Origin of the sequence: Halococcus thailandensis JCM 13552 (assembly GCF_000336715.1) — an archaeon.
Lineage (GTDB): Archaea > Halobacteriota > Halobacteria > Halobacteriales > Halococcaceae > Halococcus > Halococcus thailandensis.
This window is the reverse complement of sequence record NZ_AOMF01000117.1, coordinates 1-17,192: the sequence shown is the minus strand read 5'-3', so window position 1 is coordinate 17,192 and position 17,192 is coordinate 1. Positions and strand designations below refer to the sequence as shown.

The 17,192-nt window shown below is 55.7% G+C and carries 20 protein-coding genes; 14 read left to right on the top strand and 6 right to left on the bottom strand.

Features of this window, described 5'->3' with window-relative positions; all coding sequences use genetic code 11:
• The first annotated feature begins 223 nt into the window (after positions 1–223).
• Together C451_RS05340 and C451_RS05335 are read left to right on the top strand one after the other, a co-directional pair.
• Positions 224–391, top strand: coding sequence for a hypothetical protein (locus C451_RS05340; protein ID WP_007738508.1), 168 nt, complete (start codon positions 224–226; stop codon positions 389–391).
• Between the two features lie 72 nt (positions 392–463).
• Positions 464–745 (top strand): PadR family transcriptional regulator, encoded by a 282-nt coding sequence (locus C451_RS05335; RefSeq protein WP_007738507.1) that lies wholly within the window; start codon positions 464–466, stop codon positions 743–745.
• Positions 746–812: 67 nt separating this feature from the next.
• Here the strand turns inward: C451_RS05335 and C451_RS22580 are convergent, their stop codons facing one another.
• Positions 813–977, bottom strand: coding sequence for a hypothetical protein (locus C451_RS22580; protein WP_161605849.1), 165 nt, complete (start codon positions 975–977; stop codon positions 813–815).
• Between the two features lie 331 nt (positions 978–1,308).
• Here C451_RS22580 and C451_RS05330 point away from each other — a divergent pair, with 331 nt between their 5' ends.
• The 4 genes from C451_RS05330 to C451_RS22575 all read left to right on the top strand — a co-directional run bounded on the left by C451_RS05330 (position 1,309) and on the right by C451_RS22575 (position 3,661).
• Positions 1,309–2,235 (top strand): hypothetical protein, encoded by a 927-nt coding sequence (locus C451_RS05330; RefSeq protein WP_007738506.1) that lies wholly within the window; start codon positions 1,309–1,311, stop codon positions 2,233–2,235.
• Positions 2,236–3,051, top strand: a complete 816-nt coding sequence (locus tag C451_RS05325) for an RPA family protein (protein WP_007738505.1) — start codon at positions 2,236–2,238, stop codon at positions 3,049–3,051.
• Positions 3,052–3,118: 67 nt separating this feature from the next.
• On the top strand, positions 3,119–3,349 hold the full coding sequence (locus tag C451_RS05320) for a hypothetical protein (protein WP_007738501.1): 231 nt from the start codon (positions 3,119–3,121) through the stop codon (positions 3,347–3,349).
• A 147-nt stretch (positions 3,350–3,496) separates the two neighbouring features.
• Positions 3,497–3,661: a hypothetical protein gene (locus C451_RS22575; protein WP_161605848.1), complete on the top strand. Its 165-nt coding sequence runs from the start codon at positions 3,497–3,499 to the stop codon at positions 3,659–3,661.
• On the opposite strand, the gene C451_RS05315 is transcribed toward C451_RS22575, so the two are convergent.
• Positions 3,641–4,921 (bottom strand): IS4 family transposase, encoded by a 1,281-nt coding sequence (locus C451_RS05315; protein WP_049912982.1) that lies wholly within the window; start codon positions 4,919–4,921, stop codon positions 3,641–3,643. The genes C451_RS22575 and C451_RS05315 overlap by 21 nt on opposite strands.
• 525 nt (positions 4,922–5,446) lie before the next feature.
• Between C451_RS05315 and C451_RS05310 the strand changes: the two genes are divergently transcribed.
• From C451_RS05310 to C451_RS23680, 5 genes are all read left to right on the top strand, one after another.
• Positions 5,447–6,592, top strand: a complete 1,146-nt coding sequence (locus C451_RS05310) for an ISH3 family transposase (protein ID WP_049912981.1) — start codon at positions 5,447–5,449, stop codon at positions 6,590–6,592.
• Positions 6,593–7,216: 624 nt separating this feature from the next.
• On the top strand, positions 7,217–8,089 hold the full coding sequence (locus tag C451_RS05305) for a ParA family protein (RefSeq protein ID WP_007738495.1): 873 nt from the start codon (positions 7,217–7,219) through the stop codon (positions 8,087–8,089).
• On the top strand, positions 8,086–8,493 hold the full coding sequence (locus C451_RS05300; RefSeq protein ID WP_007738493.1) for a hypothetical protein: 408 nt from the start codon (positions 8,086–8,088) through the stop codon (positions 8,491–8,493). Before C451_RS05305 ends, C451_RS05300 begins: the two co-directional genes overlap by 4 nt.
• Before the next feature lie 108 nt (positions 8,494–8,601).
• Positions 8,602–9,318, top strand: a complete 717-nt coding sequence (locus tag C451_RS05295; protein WP_007738492.1) for a ParB/RepB/Spo0J family partition protein — start codon at positions 8,602–8,604, stop codon at positions 9,316–9,318.
• The gene (locus C451_RS23680) at positions 9,315–10,238 is read left to right on the top strand and encodes a helix-turn-helix domain-containing protein (protein ID WP_007738491.1); all 924 of its coding nucleotides are present in this window, start codon (positions 9,315–9,317) and stop codon (positions 10,236–10,238) included. The genes C451_RS05295 and C451_RS23680 overlap by 4 nt, the downstream gene beginning before the upstream one ends.
• A 233-nt stretch (positions 10,239–10,471) precedes the next feature.
• On the opposite strand, the gene C451_RS05285 is transcribed toward C451_RS23680, so the two are convergent.
• Positions 10,472–11,662: an ISH3 family transposase gene (locus tag C451_RS05285; protein WP_007738490.1), complete on the bottom strand. Its 1,191-nt coding sequence runs from the start codon at positions 11,660–11,662 to the stop codon at positions 10,472–10,474.
• A 65-nt stretch (positions 11,663–11,727) separates the two neighbouring features.
• Between C451_RS05285 and C451_RS05280 the strand changes: the two genes are divergently transcribed.
• Entirely contained in the window at positions 11,728–12,255 is a 528-nt protein-coding gene (locus C451_RS05280) for an IS630 family transposase (protein WP_080503507.1), read from the top strand.
• A gap of 263 nt (positions 12,256–12,518) precedes the next feature.
• On the top strand, positions 12,519–14,213 hold the full coding sequence (locus C451_RS05275) for a DUF262 domain-containing protein (protein ID WP_080503506.1): 1,695 nt from the start codon (positions 12,519–12,521) through the stop codon (positions 14,211–14,213).
• Positions 14,214–14,403: 190 nt separating this feature from the next.
• Here C451_RS05275 and C451_RS05270 read toward each other — a convergent pair whose 3' ends face one another.
• Both C451_RS05270 and C451_RS22570 read right to left on the bottom strand, forming a co-directional pair.
• Entirely contained in the window at positions 14,404–14,943 is a 540-nt protein-coding gene (locus tag C451_RS05270; RefSeq protein WP_007738485.1) for a GNAT family N-acetyltransferase, read from the bottom strand.
• Between the two features lie 37 nt (positions 14,944–14,980).
• A complete protein-coding gene (locus tag C451_RS22570) occupies positions 14,981–15,121 on the bottom strand; it encodes a hypothetical protein (RefSeq protein WP_161605847.1) in 141 nt (46 codons plus the stop codon).
• 482 nt (positions 15,122–15,603) lie between these two features.
• On the opposite strand from C451_RS22570, the gene C451_RS05265 reads away from it, so the two are divergent.
• Positions 15,604–16,593 carry a transcription initiation factor IIB gene (locus C451_RS05265; RefSeq protein ID WP_007738482.1) on the top strand — a complete coding sequence of 330 codons (990 nt, stop codon included), beginning with the start codon at positions 15,604–15,606 and terminating at the stop codon, positions 16,591–16,593.
• 225 nt (positions 16,594–16,818) lie between these two features.
• Here the strand turns inward: C451_RS05265 and C451_RS05260 are convergent, their stop codons facing one another.
• Positions 16,819–17,178 (bottom strand): hypothetical protein, encoded by a 360-nt coding sequence (locus tag C451_RS05260; RefSeq protein WP_241431195.1) that lies wholly within the window; start codon positions 17,176–17,178, stop codon positions 16,819–16,821.
• Positions 17,179–17,192: the final 14 nt, after the last annotated feature.

Below are 17,192 nucleotides of genomic sequence, written 5' to 3'. Positions count from 1 at the left end.
AGGCGTCGGAGGTGCTGGTACTCATAGCACTACTCCGACTTCTAGTCTAGTGAAAGTGACTATTCCTGCAATTAGTGACTGCTGTACGACATTTCCGAGCTGATTTCGAAACCATGCAACGGGCTATAGTAGAGTGTAATTCACCCGCTGGAGATGAGTGCTAAGTTTACTTTCACCACGCTTTGATGGGTTATAAGTGCGAATAGCTGGGAGTACAGGCTGCATGACGGATCTCATCGTCAAAGCGGCGGTCAAAGAACAGCTCGCAGATCAGAACGTCTCGTCGGATTTCTACGACGCGCTCGATAGTGAAGTCGCCGAATTGCTCGCGGATGCTGCACAGCGAGCAGAGGCCAATGACCGCAGAACTGTCCAGTCGCGCGATCTCTGAGTTAGGCTCGACAGCACTACTCCGTATCTGTGAACCGATATATTTTAGCGTTTGAATAACCAATAGTAGTATATGTATGATTTGACTGGCTTCCAACGCGACGCACTGTACGCGATTGCAGGACAGGACGAACCGCACGGCCTCGCGATCAAGGACGAACTTGACAGCTATTATGAAAGCGAGATCCACCACGGCCGGCTCTACCCGAATCTCGACGAACTGGTCGAGAAAGGGCTGGTCGAAAAGGGCGAACTCGACAAGCGGACTAACTACTACAAGATCACTCAACGCGGCCGTCGCGAGATCGACGCTCGCCGCGAGTGGGAAGAGCAGTACGTTGCTGCTGAGGCTTAAGCGAGTCGTCTGACACAGATACAGAGACACGAGTCAACGCCCGCCGTCGGCCGATGGCTTGGCTGCGTCAGTCGAGTGGTTCCTGTCGGCGATCCTCTTGCCGACACTCTTTGCAGAGAATCCGCCTGTCGGTGAGGGTCCCGACGCGCAGCACGTCGGGTTTATCCTCACCGCATTCCTCGCACGCGCCCCAGCCAATACCGAGGCTGAGAGCGTCGTCCGCATCGGTCATGATCGGTGCTTGAGCGTATCGCCATGCTCAGTAGAGTCGTTTTCGGTGGTTTCTGGGCCGCCAGCGCTGAAACACCCGGGCGTGATCGGGTGATATCCTCGGCTCAGAGTCACGGTTAAATCCACCTCGCCACCTCAATTAGGGGTTCACTTCCACTTTCACGTCCCTTTCCGGACCTTTTTGCTTGAGAGTGGCGAACAGCCAGTGTCTCCCATCGAACACACGCGGAGGCAGGAAATACCATGCCAGATGTGCAATCGCACGCCGAAGACANTGAGAGTGGCGAACAGCCAGTGTCTCCCATCGAACACACGCGGAGGCAGGAAATACCATGCCAGATGTGCAATCGCACGCCGAAGACATTCACGAGCAGTTCGCCGACCAGATGGACATCACCGTCGGGGAGGTCGAAGAGCGCCTCGACACGCTCGTCAACGAGTATCAGGTGCCCATCGAGGAAGCGCGCCGCAGCGTCACCAGCAGCTACTACGATGAAGCCGATACCGACCCGGAAGCGGTAGGTGACGCGAACGAGCAGCGCGAGATCGGCAGCATCAACACCGCCGAAGAATGGATCGACATCACCGCGAAAATCGTCGAACTGTGGGAGCCACGCAGTGATTCCATCGCACAGGTCGGCCTCGTGGGCGATGAGACGGGCCGGATCAAGTTCACTTCGTGGGCGAAATCCGACCTTCCCACGCTCGAAGAAGGCTTGGTGTACCAACTCGGCAACGTCGTCACCGACGAGTACCAGGGCCAATTCTCGGTCAAGCTCAATCGGACCACCACCATCGAAGAGGTCGACGAGGAGATCGAAGTCGGCGATAACTCCACCGAGGTTGAGGGTGCTCTTGTAGACATCCAGAGCGGGAGTGGGCTGATCAAGCGCTGTCCCAAGGAGGATTGTACGCGCGTGCTCCAGAACGGCCGCTGTTCCGAGCACGGCGAGGTCGACGGGGAGTTCGACCTCCGGGTCAAGGGCGTCCTCGACAACGGCAACGAGGTTCATGAGGTGATCTTCAACCGGGAGATGACCGAGGACTTTGCGGACATCACGCTCGATGAGGCGAAAGAGCGCGCGATGGACGCGCTGGATACCACTGTCGTGGCCGACGACATCAGTGAGATGGTTCTCGGGCGGTACTACCGGATCAGGGGGCCTGAACTCGGCCGATACGTACTGGCCGACGAGTTCGAGCAGCTCGGCGCGCGCACGGATTCTGAAGAAGTGCTGATCACAGCGAGGTCGCTGTAGATGAGCGCAAGTTCAGACGCAGCCGAGTCGACGGGACGGGAGGTCGCCAAGCGGTTGTTCGCCAGGGAGTTCAACGACGCGACGTACACGTTCAAAGAGTCCGAGGACGAACTCGCGCCGAACTACACGCTACTCCCGACGGGTGATCGGGTGAATCGGCTGTTTTTCGCGGGCACGTTGACCGAGACGAACGATGTCGGAACGGACTCGGAATACTGGCAGGGACGTGTGGTCGATCCCACGGGAACGTTCTACATCTACGCGGGCCAGTACCAACCGGAGGCGGCGAGCACGCTGCGCCAGATCGAGACACCCACCTATGTGACGGTGGTCGGGAAACCGCGGAGCTACGAGACCGACGACGGCGAGACGAACGTCGCGGTGCGGCCAGAGTCGATCACGCAGGTTGATGAGCCAACCCGGGACCGCTGGGTGGTTGAGGCCGCCGCCCGGACCATCGAACGCTTGGAGGCGTTCGACGCGGAGATCAACGACTACGCGCAGATGGCACGCGATGAGTACGGTGAGCGGCTCAGCCCGTATCGAGAGGCGGCTATCGAAGCGCTGGAAAGTCTCGATGCCACGGATGCGTCGACGGCTGCCACCACGAGCGATGGAGAGTCGGACGCTGCGGGGAGCGACTCGTCCGCTGGCGATGCCGAACAGGTCGAAGCCGACGCGGAGGCTCATGATTCCGGCGGGAACGAGGAGAGTGCCGGAAGCACCGAAAGCGTCGGGAGCGAGGAGAGCAGTTCTGATGAACTCTCAGGGTCCGAAGAGTCTTCCGAGGATACTGGACTCGGCGAGTACGAATGAGACAGAGACAGTGTCGTCGCCTGCTGGTCAGCGGGAGTGTCGTCTGGAAGGAGTTGATATGTCTCGCATGAACGGGCCGCGGCGAATTCCGCCGTTCGCCGAAGACGCTCTTGAGGTACTGCGGGAGACGGTCAGTGATGGCGATGAAGGCCTGTCGAAAGACGAGGCGACGACTGTGCTGGTCGCTGACGAGCGATTTACCGACGCTGACGCCGAGTACGCACTCGACGTGTTGCAGAGTCGGGGCTACATCTACTACGTCGACGAGCAGGTTTACATCACCCCAACTGACGACTGACCAGCGAACGCAACGCCAGCAGACAGAAGCCTGCCTCGTTGCATATTCGGCTGGATGTACTGCTTCTACCATTTCACGCTGACAGAGGCTGTATTCGCCGCCCAAAGCGGTGATGGACTTACTTGCTGGTCTCCCTGACCGCCGCGTATGGATGTGCCTGAGATTCCGGCGTCGGTGGAAGTGCGGTTGACTGATGGCGATACTCTTCGTGGAACGCTGGTCGAAGAGCGGTCGGACGGGTGGCTGCTCGACGAGGAGAGCGGCCGCCTGATCCACGTGTACCATCTGTCTTTAGCTAACTCCAGCGGTTGACTGAGTGGTGGTAGCGAATCGTTCTTGGAGGATCGGGCGCTCTTGATGGATTTTCTGTGCGTCGGCAGCCATCCGGTCTAACAGCGGCGGTGGCGAGTAATCCAGGTAGTCGCTGAGTCGCTTGAGGATTTGCTGGGCGTGCGACCGGAAGGTCGCCGCCCAGCGTTCTGGTGGGAACACCGCCTCATCGTCCGCGTGCTCGATCACCAGCTTCAGCAACTCACGGCTCACCAACAACGTCAGCACCGCCGCATACAGCAGAATCTCCACTACTGCAGGATTGCTCGTGTCGAACTCGTCAAGATCGTACAGCGTCTTCAACTCACGAAATAGCAACTCTACCGCCCACCTGCAGCGGTACATCGTCGCTATATCCGCCGGCAAGAACCATTTTCTCGGGAGATTCGTGATATAGAAGTGGTAGTCGTCGGCGTCCTCGTTGCGGACGCCGACGACGCGGAATCGCTTCGTATCCCACGACCGCGTGCCTTCGTACAACCCGCGTCTGAACTCCACCTCTACCTCGACATCAACGTATTTGCGGTGGAGATCCTCCGCAATGTCGAAGACCTGCTCTCCTTCCAGCGGAATGGCGCGCCCGCGCCATTCGCGCAGTTCTGCGACGATCTCTGGCTTGGTATTATGCTTGAGACGGCTCACGAAGTAGCCGCCATTCTCGTCGATCAGCGCGAAGCGACGGAACTTGAAGTACGCCAAATCGAGAAGTAGCAACCGCCCTTTCAGCCACGATCCCGTCTTGAACTCGGTGCTGTCGTGGGGGCGTTCGCCAGTGATGGAGAGCTTCTCGATGGTTTGGTCAGTGACGTTGTGGAGCAGGTGGAGCTTCGCTCCAGCCTGCTCCTCGCGTCGTCCCTGGTACTGCTCTCTCAGGAACTGATGCAACCGCAGGACGGTTGCATCGGCGATCATCACGTCTCTGAATTGGTCGAACTCGTCGCTAATCGTGTGCGGGACGGCGACCTCGTCGAGCGCAAACTCGACGAGGTCGCGGAGATATGTGGCGAAAAGCGGTGTCAGACGCTGATAGAAACCGCCGGGCGAGATCGTCTTGTCGGCAGTAGCGTTGTAGGCACGACGGAAGGCAGCGAGTGTTCGGCTTTCGCCTGCGGCGAAGCCGAACACGAGCGCCCAGACCATCGCTGGAACCTGGAACTTGCCGTCGCGTTCGACCACGCCGACTGCCTCGGCGTGGTCTTCGAGAGCCGTCGATGGAAAGAGCGTAGTGAGCCGGCGTTCAATTCGNTGCCGTCGCGTTCGACCACGCCGACTGCCTCGGCGTGGTCTTCGAGAGCCGTCGATGGAAAGAGCGTAGTGAGCCGGCGTTCAATTCGGTTTGAGGAGGGTTCTGGCGACACACCGAACTCCTCCTCATTCCGTTCATGAACCGACTTCGCTTCTAGCCGCAGTCATGCGGTTCTGCTCTTAGCTAAAGACGAATGCCACGTGTACTCACAGGAGGTTGATCAGATCGTTCCTCGTGACGGATCCGAGTAATAGCTACCGAGCACAACCGATCCAATCGTACTCACAGTCTACAGGCTCTTTCTTACCTTATGTAATACAATGAGTGAATGAAGAGCATTCTGTTACACAAGGTAGAAGGCTTCAACAATTGTCCCTACCACCGTTTCGTTGCCTTTCGCAGTTCAGCGGATGCACTACTGCTCCATTCTTGCCAGACAGTTGAATTCGCGTGAGAGCGGGGGATGATAATAGGATCAGTCGATCACATCGAGTTAGAGCAAGCATCTGCTTGAGGAAGATGTGGACCAACCCCAAGCAGACAGCGAGATAGAGGAAGAGCACCTGCTTAATTTTGTCGTCAACAGTCTTGACGAGGAACTTGCAATACAGCTCGGTGAGGACGTTGAGGTCACCACGGAGAAACTGTACGAGGTCCTCGCCGGCGCCAGCGCCGGCGGGACCTCAATTAACCACGTCTGCGAAACAACCGATGAATCGCCCCACGCCAATACCGTCCGTGGCTATCTTACCGACCAGTTCGAGCTTGACTCGGTCGAGGCGGTTGGGGACACACTCCTGCAACGAGATGCTCTTGAGCTACTGCCAGATCGACCGGTGGAGGTCGCCGCCGACCTCCACCTTGACCCTTACTACGGCGACGAAGACGAGACAGAGGCGCTGTATTCTTCGCAGGCGAAACGTGGAACGACGACATTCCACGCCTATGCGACGCTCTACGCGCGGGTACGCAACAAGCGGTACACGCTGGCGGTTCGCCAAGTGGTTGCTGGCGAAACCACTAGTGACGTCCTCGCTGAGTTTCTTGAACTCCTCGACGGCCTTGACCTCGCCGTCAAGGCCGTCTATCTCGATCGTGGATTCTACAACAGTACTTGTCTGAAGCTACTGTACGCGCACAACTATGCCTACGTGATGCCGATCGTCAAATGGGGAGAGGCGATTCAAAACGAACTCAACAGCGGTTGGAGCCGCGAGATCGAACACGATCTCGCCGGCAAGGTGACGTTTCCTGTGTTCATCGATTGCGTCTACCAGCAGGGACGATACGACGAACACGGAGTGGCGCGTCACGGCTACGCCGCTGACGCGCCGTTCATCGACACGCCACGGGATGCACGCAACCACTACAGCAAGCGATTCGGCATTGAATCGAGCTACCGGTTAGCCAAACAAAGCCTCGCCTTCACCAGTTCACAGGACGCTGGCCTGCGGTTGGTGATGTTTGTGGTGAGTCTCCTGCTCCAGAACAGCTGGCGGTATCTGCACTGGCAGTACGTGGCGGCGCCCCGCCGCGGGGGGCGCCGCCTCTGGAAGTGGCCGTTCACGGAGTTCTGCGAGATGGTACTCCGAGCAGCCTGGACAGCACTTGGAGTACGTAGGTCTGTTCCAGCGAATCAGTCACTAGGCGATCGGTTCTTCCGGTAGCTGCGCCCAATCAGGGCGTTGGTCGTGAGTGGCGACACTGTCGCGTCGGCGGCGATCGCCGCCGACAGCGACCTCACCAATCCAAAACTCCCAGCTCTATCGTTCCGATGGCCATTCGGGCATCGGCTAGACAAATTCAGCGCCTGCTGGACGGCGTCGGGACTGTGTCAATGTGATCAACTGAGGATATGTCCGAAGTGATCACGTTTACCCTATTTGACTGAGCAAGGGGTCTGTAGACTTCACGTATTTACTATCAGTTGGGAAAGCCAGTTATGGCGTATTTGACTGGATATGGGTATTCATATATGGATAGTTGTGTGGATAGCTATATGGTCAGGATAGGGAGCGATTATCGCCTTTCAGTCGGTTAGACAACTCAGCATGAATCGCTGTTCGAACTACGGGGAAGTAAGAAGATTCCAGCAAGAATCGATTCTTGCTGTGTTTTCGATTGTGGTTATATGATTCCATATATGGAATAATGTATGGATTCCATTATGTGGATTTGCTCTTTCAGGAGGATAGGCCAGAAGACTCACGCTGATCACAATCTGGCTGATACATCACCAGTCTCGTTTCCCATAGATTTAAGCCTATATGCTTCCATATATGGTTCGACGTATGGATACTACTATGCGCGCCGCAGCGTTCCTTGACAAAGGCGGTGTCGGGAAAACCACTACCGTCGCCCACGTCGGAGTTGCGCTCGCCGATAAGGGGTATCGAGTTTGCCTGCTTGACCTCGCTGGGAAGCAGGGCGACCTCACCAAGCATTTCGGCCTCTGGCAGCAGGCCAAAGAGAGCGATGATTGGCCGAATATCACGACCGTTTTTCAAGACGAGTGGGATACGATAGCTGACCAGCTACCCGATGCAGTGGACCAACTCATAATGCCGACCGGCGAAGGTCCTGACCTTATTCCCGCTCATGAAGGTCTCGATGGTCTCGAAAGTCTGCTTGGTAGCATTGACGACCCGAGCGACCGCTACGCTCGCCTGGACCACTTTCTGACCGAGTATCTTGACGAGCGCTACGATGTACTGTTACTTGACCTGCCGGGGAGCACGTCAAATATCGCGTACAATGGATTATGGGCCGCCCGCCACGTCATCACGCCGGTCCGTGCAGGGCCGTTCGAGCAAGAACAGATGAGCCAGCTGGAAGCGGACCTTGATGAGATACGCGCTGGACAGGATATCGATATCAACCTCGCGCTGGTACTCATCAACGAGTACGACGAGCGGAAGACGATTGACCGTGATCTCTTCGAGCAGTTGAGCAGCGAGTACGCCGAGGTACTAGCCCCCGAACAGATACCGAGTTCGCAGGACATTACGAACGCCCAGCAGAACGGACAGACGGTGTTCCAGTTGGAGCAACCGTCGCAGACCGCACAGCGAGCGCTCGCTGCTTACCGTGAGGATGCCCACGAACTCGTTGGTCGCATGGCACCGTCAGAGACCGAGATCGAACCGGAGGCGAGTCAATCATGAGCGAAGACGAAGGTGATATTGATCTCGACACACTTCGTCAGCAGACTGAAACCGGAAGCCGGCTGCAAGAAGATGCTGCGAACGCGGACGGCGAGGAAACTGATGCGTTCAAACAGATGCTTATCGCGGCACTCGCAGAGCGGCAGGAGGCGGGGAGCCAGCGAACGGTGTCGTTCTGGGATGGCGAGCTCGCAGGCTTACTCGACGCGCTTGAATCCGATCCCGAGCGGTTGCGCGCGGTCGGTGTGGAATTGCAAGAAGCACTCGGTCGTGACCCAAATCCTGAGGAGATTGACCGGAGCGAGGTGGCCCAACTCGCCGCACGCCTTGGGTTCCAAGAAGCTGATCCTGAATTGGTTGAATCGTGGCGTGAGGCAGTCGGAGATGCAGCCAGACAGCTTTAGGGATCCATATATGGATAGAGATATAGATTACAATATGGAAAGATATATTGAACGCCGTATGGCCGAGGAATCGGGGCACAATCGACAGCAACAGGAGGTTCAATAGTAATGGGCAACCCGTTCTATGACGACGTTGATGATACGTTCCGCGGCGTGCGCGTCCGGGTTCACACGGACGAGCACACCTACGAGGGATGGTGCGGGCGCTGGCACTACAACGAGCATGGGGTGATTGTCTATGACGCCGAGCGCGACGACGGCGAACAGATGGGAGCGGTCACGCTGTCGAATCCCGAGGTGGTCGAACGCCTCTCACCGACCGACCCTATTGAAGAGGTCCGCGTCGCGGACATCGCGCCGTCGCCGTACACTTACCGCTCGATGGACGACCCTGACCACCAGAAGTTCATCAAGCTCACGCGCGAGCGCGGACATCTGTTGACGTATCCGACCGTGCGCCGGGTGGCGGGTGACGAGCAGCGTGACCACAACCGCGAGTACGAGGTGGTGGCGGGCCATCGGCGGTTCGCCACCGCCCAGCAGGCAGGCCTCGATACGATTACAGCCCGGATTGCAGACCTCGATGCCTGGGAAGCCGTCGAGCGGTTCGTAGACGATCACGTAGCGATTCAGGGCGGCGACGAGCGGCATATGTACGGCCAAGAAGAGATCGACCGGATGCTCGCACGTCTGCGCGAGGATTGGTCTGACGACCGCTTGCGCGAGATTCCAGTCCTCACGCCGTATATCGAAGAGAAACTGGCTTCGACGCGTTCGGAGGCGATGCGACAGGGCTATCTCGCCGATGGGAGTGGAGACCGATGAGCGACGAGCTTGATTTCAATCCCGGTGATATAGTCATCGACCAAGAGATCGACGAGGGGAGTCCGGCCTATGTGACGGCACTGCCGGACGCGATTGCTGAAGAATGGGTCTACGAAGACGAGGAGGGTGAGGAAATCACGGTGGCCGAAGACAATCCCGATTATCCGGCCGACGCGCGCGTGGTAGTGGTCGTGCATACGCCGGACGTGCATTACGCCCTGCCGGACTGGAATCGGTACACACCGCTATCACCGAGCGAGCTTGAGGAAGCCGGCGCACCGTACTATGCGTTCCCCGCGCCGCGATTAATCCGCGACAAAGAGTGTCCCAATGCCCCCGAGATTCAGAGGGCTATAGGGATTAGCAGAAATGTTGATATTCTCACGACGCGTATGGGAGATATGACTGGATCGGGCGAGAAATTAGTCGATGTTGATCCGGAACAGTTGCGCCAGCAACTGCGCACGGAAACGGATGCGAAGGCGGCAAAGCAACTCACTGTTGCACTCCTCTACGAGGCTGGATTCTCACCGTATACCATCGACGATCTCCTCGGTTTCCCTGTCCAGACCAGCTACAACTGGCTCAACACAGTCGCCGAGCGCGATATCACCGCGCTCGGCGACGCTCCACGAACCGGACGCCCACCACGACTCTCACCAGACCAGTTCGACCAACTCACGGCGACGCTGGTGGCGTCGCCGTTCGACGCAGGAATCGATGCACCCGCCTGGACACCGCCGCTTGTCCGTGATTACATCACCGACACCTTTGGCGTCAAGTACTCGCTCGCGCACGTCTATCGCGTAATGCACAAGGCCGGGCTGTCAGTTCAGACAGCCCGGCCGATTCACTACGAGGCCGATCCCGAGGCGCAACGACACTGGCGCGCGGAGTTCAAAAAAAGTGGCCGACGCTGAAGGCTGATGGATATAGAATCGCTAGTTGTCCACTCTATCGATAACGCTGGCAGCAAAAGCCCGGTTTCACACCGGAGTGACGCCGAAAACGAGGCGAAGAATCCTACGAACGCTGCGGAGGAGCCAGCAAATATCGGATCACATACGTATCCCTTCCGTGGCTGCCACTGAGACCACTCCCAGAACAGAGCTGTCGCTCCTCGCCAGCCTCGCTTCGGCTGAAGCGAGGCGACTCAACCCAGTCCGTGCTCGTGTCCTGCTGGCAGTCCCTCTCCGTTCGTCCGATGCTTCGTCTTCCAGCCGAGTTCATCGTCCAACACCTCTTCAATCCCATGGAGAAATGCATCACCGAACGTGAAGTCTGTCGGGAGTGCTCGCCCGCCACGCCGTGGCTGGGCGAGCACTGCCCACTGCAACACGATCCACAACTGCTCCAACAGGAAGCCAACACCCACGTAGAACAGCCGAATTGTCGTAGACGGCGTCGTTGTCAGTGCCCGCGCTTCTCGGAATTTCTCGTAGCTCTTCTCGATCCGTGACCGGTTGTTATAGATCCGCGCCACTTGCGTCGGCGTGCGGTCTTCCAGACCGTACGCCGCGTATCCCGTCTGTTTGAGGCCTGATTTCCCACGATCACCGTTTTGGTATGTGACGTTCACTGCCAGTGGATACGTCTGTTCATACGGTTTTCCTTCACAAATCGTCTCTTCGGTCATGTGCGATTTGTCCGTCGTCAGCTTCTTTTCCAGCGAGTCTTTCCCAGTCTTCACCGGAAAGACCGGCGGTGCTGCCTCACGAAGCACACCGATCAACTCGCCAGCAAAGGCTGCTCTGTCGATGAGAGTCCGCTCAATCTCGAAGGGATATGTCTCGACGCGGGCGAGCAGGCGCTCGACCGCGTCGGCCTTGTCATCATCGCCGTCAACTGGTTCGACTGCCAGCGTCAGCGGCTTCCCTTGCGCAAGGACGAACACTGTGCAGTAGCGATGACACTTTGTGGTGCCATCACGGGCTTGCATCCGGCGGAACTCGTCTTCATCTTCCGGGTGACCATGGAACGGGTTGTCCATGAAGTCGATGCAGATGGTTCTCGACCCGCCGCGGTCGAGAACCGTCATCGCCACCAACGCGAGGATATCGTTGACAGCATCGAGCATCGGCTCGTTCTCCAGCGTGTGCAGCCAATCCATCACCGTCTCCCGATTTGGTGTATCCTCGGTGTTCGTCGTGACGCCGTTGACCGATGTCGTGTCAACAGCAGCCCGTAGCACGACTTCCATGATTTCCTCGGAATCGAGGCCAGAGCCCTCGATTCCTTCCAACGGTATCAGCTCAAGCAATTCCATGCTAAGAGACTTCAACTGACCGTTCGAAATGAACTCGTCCGGATCTGTGAGGATGCGCTTGAGCTTTGGGAGCTTCATCACACAGAAATCCGGACAGCGGCTGAATCAGGCGACTGATTCAGTCGCATCATTCTGGCCACTACATGACAGCAACTGAGCTGTTGGGCCAGAGTGGACAACTAGCGAGAATCGTCGCCATCGATCAGCATACGCAACCGATATCAACCGAACAAAAGCGCGGATGGTTCCCAGTGAACTCACGCCCGAGACTGCCGGTCTCGGGCGTTCGTGAGCGGATGAACATGCTGAGAGCGGTCACTGACGATGGCGACCGCTTCGTTGCACTGACGCCGAATCGATTCAACGCGGAGGTCGCTAAACACTTCCTGCGGGCGTTACAGCAGGAATTCGGTCAAAAACTGGTGATCGTGTTGGACAACGCCCCATATTTCATAGCGAAGACGTTGAAGAAGCAGGCCGCCGCGGACGGCCTGCTTCTGGAGTACCTGCCGCCACGTTCGCCGGAGATGAATCCGCTCGAAAACTGCTGGCTCCAGTTGAGAGCTGCACGAGCCAACCGGCTGTTTCGAACGCTTGATGAGGTCAAAACGTACCTTTCGACGACTCTACCACAACTCAAATCACCCGAGATATACCACTATCTCTGCTAATCCCTATAGTATCACCGATATTCAGAACCAGCGGGAGCAGGCCTCTCAATCGATATCCGAAAGCCATGCCAACCGTTCTATGACACCCTGTGAAAGCGTTTAGAGATAAGTATCATATCTGATGTGAATTGGCAATTTCGGTGAAATTAGAGGGCTGCTCTGAGGCTATGATGGAGTCCCTCACTTAGCCTCTGTTGACCATATTCTATAGGAGGCAATTGGTCTATATTTAGATTTATACCTCCCGCACACCGGTTAGTAGTATGGAAGCCCGTTACAGATCGATTAGAAATCTATTTGGTGGGAAGCGAGGTGCTGTGTTTAGGGTACCTCCTTATCAGCGAGGATACGAGTGGGAGAAGAAACATTGGCGGGATTTGTGGACGGACGTGAACAGGATTGGTGAACAGGTAGATAAGCATTACCTCGGGAACATTATCCTTCTTGAGCAAGAGTCTGGCAGCGTATATGAAATAGTGGACGGGCAACAGCGAATGGTTACAATTTCTATTCTGATGATGGCTATTCGTGACTCCTCGCACTTTGAGTCAAGCGATGACGAACAGTTAGATGACATCCGTATGCGAGATATTCTGGAGACCCATAAGGGAGGAAGCCCTGAGCCGAAAATTATCCTTGATGATGAGGGAGCGAATGAGGCGTTCAGGAAACTCTGGCGTGAGGATATTGAGGAGGCGAATGGTAAAATTCGAAACGCTTACGATTACTATTCTACCGAGATTGATAGTCTTAGTGAACGGCAGGTTGAAGGCTTGGTGAACAACGTCTGTGATTTCCTTAAAGTAGTTGAAACGGTGGCGACAGATACCAGTCTTGCTTACACTATCTTCCAATCTCAGAATGAGCGAGGCAAAGAGGTTTCACCGCAAATACTGGCTAAAGCACGCATTCATGGAGCGGCCGAAGATGTAGATGATTTAGAGAAATCAAGAGAAATCACTCGCCGGTGGAATCATATTTATAATTTGTTAGAAAAGAACCTTGGTGGGCCACGATTTCAGAGAGGGCTTCGAGTTCGTCGTCCCATGACCCAGATTCTAACTAATTCGGATGTGCCAACGCCAAGGCAGATAGATAAATCCGAATTGTACAGAAACTTCGAGAAGGTTCTGGACAATTACGATGATGTATATGATTTCGTCATGTGGTTCCAGGAGCAGGTAGACATATATCTCGAAATCAGTAGTAGCAGCTATGATGTAGACGGCCACAACGTACCTGATGATGCTATACGGCACTTGCAGTATCTTAATTCTGCTTCGACCCACTCGGAGGTACTGTCTCTAGCTATCTACAACAATATCGACAGAGATGTCCTGCTGAAAGAAGATTTCAAGTTGGCATCGATCCTCGCCATGCGAATGAGACTTAGTTCTATGTCATCTGCCGATACACGAGATGCTATTTACGGAACTGCTCGGAGGGTGAAGAACACAGAAGACCAGAACGAGATTCGACAGACACTCCGAAATGCTATCAAGGAATATACACCATCTGACGGAGAGATGGAGGAGTACCTGAAAGCGAATAACTTGAACATTCAAGGGCCATGGAACTTTAGGACGCGTCTCGCACTTGTCAGCATCGAAGAGGAGCGTCGTGGTCCGTGGAAGATGGAGATCGAGAATCTACATATTGAACATATAGCACCTCGGAACACGTACGGTAGCAAACCAGAGTACCACAGCTGGAGAGAAAAGTTGGATGATGAAAGGTTCGAAGAGCAAAAAGATATGTTAGGAAACCTCACCCTCTTGCTGAATGAAGATCATGCAAGTGTTGATGAAACCTCATTTGCCAATAAGAAGCGTAGGTACAGAGAGTCGGATGTGAAAATTGCTGAGGAGGTAGCAAGCTACGATGAGTGGACTAGCGACCATATTGAGCAAAGAACAGAAGACTTGGCGAAGGAATTAATTGAACGCTGGTCGCTTTAGTAGACCAATTTTACTTTACACCTCAGCTGGTGCTGTTCAGTCAAGAAACCATCATTTCCTCAACTGGTGTGCGGTTATCGGGCGCTTGATTCGGTCGCTGATAGTTGTAGTAGAAGGCGAAGGCGGCGAGCCAGCGCTGGAGTCCTCAGTGAAACGTTTGATAAGCCAGCACCCCGTACTAAGTTAGTGATCAGTCAGTCAATCGGCCAATATCGTAGAACATGAGCGTGGTATTCGAGTTACCGCCACCGTTGGGGAATGCTTTGACGAAGCCATACTGTTGGTAGAACCTGACCACGTCATCATGAGAATGGAGGATCATCACTCTGAACGGTGTATCTGATTCCATTGTATCCGCAAGGATGTGCTTCACGAGGTATTCACCAAGCCCCTTATCTTTGAACTGCTTGTCAACAGCGAGATGCCCTAGAAGTCTGGCGGGCATATCAAATGGGCCCTCGTACAGCTCACTCGCGCCATCTGCTTCCTCTTCGTTGTAGTCGTTATCTCTCATCGAGTTCGGCGATAAGCAGAAAAATGCGGCGAACTCATCATCGAAGTAGACTAACTTTGTTTTCCCGAGACGATCTCGTTGGTAGTGTTCTACTTCATCCGTGTTAATAAAATCATTAAACCAGGACTTCTCGCAGTCAAATTCCGGAATGGGTTCACCCAATTCGTACGGGCGGATGTCTACCTGTGGGTGGATCTTCTCGAAGTTCGAACTCACTACGAATGGAAAAGCAACTGGCGATTAAAAAGGTTAGTTAAGCGTCTTGCTTGAGAGCCTCGCGGTGCCGGGCGAGGTCATCTTCCATCTCCTCAGGAGCTTCGAATTCGTCCACTTCTTCACGGAAATGGGCGAACTCGTCCTCGCTGAGGGACGGAACGGGTTGTGGATAAGCCATCGTGGTCCTAACTCTGTGTCCGAGGCATATAATACTTCACACTCAGTATCAGCCGGTGGTGCGTCAACGATTGGTGGGAATATTCCTTACTCTCGGTCTTGGTGAACCCAAACTATCCGCAAATTCTCTACACGATGAGCTCACAGAGAATATCTCACCCACCATCTCTCCAGACACCACCTGCTCACAATTGATGTCGGGGTTGTAGTATAACTACGACACGTTCGCGTACCCCGACCGCCATTCAGCCGCTCTCGTGCCAATTCTCGCTCATTCGTTCTTGAATCCTCGTGTCTAAACGTCGCAGTTGTCCAAGCAAAGGCGACACCACTGCGCAGCGAACGCACCGACAGACCACAGTTCCAGAAGTACTGACTCACCAGCGAGACGTACCAGACCGCCACCGGCCATGCCACACCGTGTTTTATATCAATGGACGAACAAGCCATCAAACAGCAACTTCGATCTCTCGGAGACCCCCCATGGTCGACACCACACAAACCGAACGCGAAGTGGGCGAAGACAGCACGGACACAACCGAGACCGAACACACCACCGAGCAGACACCCACCGTCTGCCCGGAGTGTGACGGTCGACTCGAACACGATCACAAGCACGGCGAAACCGCCTGCGTCAAGTGTGGCTTCATCGTCGACGAGAACGAGATCGATCACGGTCCCGAGTGGCGAGCTCACACGGCCGACGAACGCGAGCAGCGCTCGCGCGTCGGCTCATCCACGACGAAGATGCTCCACGACGAGGGTGTTTCGACTGAAATCGACTGGCGCAACGAGGACGCCTACGGCAACAGCCTGTCGAGCCGCCAGCGCAAGAAGATGAACCGGCTTCGGACATGGCACACCCGCTCGCAGACCGTCAGCGCCCAAGAGCGAAACCTCAAGCACGCCCTCGGCGAGATCGAGCGGATGGCGAGCGCTCTTGGTCTGCCGCAATCGACACGTGAAACCGCGAGCGTGATCTACCGCCGGGCACTTGATGAAGACTTGCTTCGTGGGCGGTCGATCGAGGGGATGAGTACCGCTGCAGTGTACGCCGCCGCGCGACAGGCCGGTATCCCCCGATCGCTCGATGAAGTCGCTGCTGTTTCTCGCATCGAACAGCTTCGGATCACACGAACGTATAGCCATCTCACCCGCGAGTTGGGACTCGAAATCGAGCCTGCGGACCCGTTGGACTATATTCCCCGGTTGGCCTCGGAGCTTGATCTCTCCGACGAGGCCACACAACGGAGCCGCGCCTTGCTCACGAGCGTGGTCGAAACTGAGAAAAGCTATCTGAGTGGGAAGCATCCCGTCGGGCTTGCAGCTGCTGCGGTCTACGCTGGAGCATTGCTCACGAACGAGAAAGTCACTCAGCCAGCCGTTGGCGAAGTAGCCGATATCTCTACGGTCACCATCCGCAACCGATACCAAGACCTGCTCGAAATCGGCGAAGATCTACAAGTCCCGTAGGTCAACTTGACGATGACAGAAATTTTTCATGTGGACGGCTCCGAAACCGGAACTGAGTGAAAATCTACTGCTCGACAAAACCACCCGGGGCACAACGGATGAGAGTGAGTTGGGCAGGCACTATAAGTGAAATTCCAATTCACAAGATACCTGACGAACACGGGCAGAGTACGCTTTCTGTGGAGAGCAGGGTGATAATTCGCTCAGCTCTCTGGAACTGACCGGTTACAAGCGAAAGCTGGTGTCCGCGTCGGCAAGCGGTGTCGCGCCCCGTTCGATCGCCTGCTCGGCCGACAGTCGATCCTGCATCACGAACACTGTATTGCTCCCTCGGCCCGTGTGATATGCCGAGTTTCGGAGGATATCCGCGTGATCGGTGTATTTCTCTTTGACCACGCAGAACGGCTCAATCGCGTCGGATGCCACGCGGTTGACCTCGTAGAAATACTCGGCCAAGAACGACTCTATCCGGTCCAGCTTGCCAGCGGGCACTTCGAAGCGATACTGCTCGGTCGCGTCGGAAAATCGTTCAGAACCGTCTGGGCAGTCGCTGAAACGAAGTCGTAGCTGACTCCTCGAAGGAATGGGGACTGTTTGAT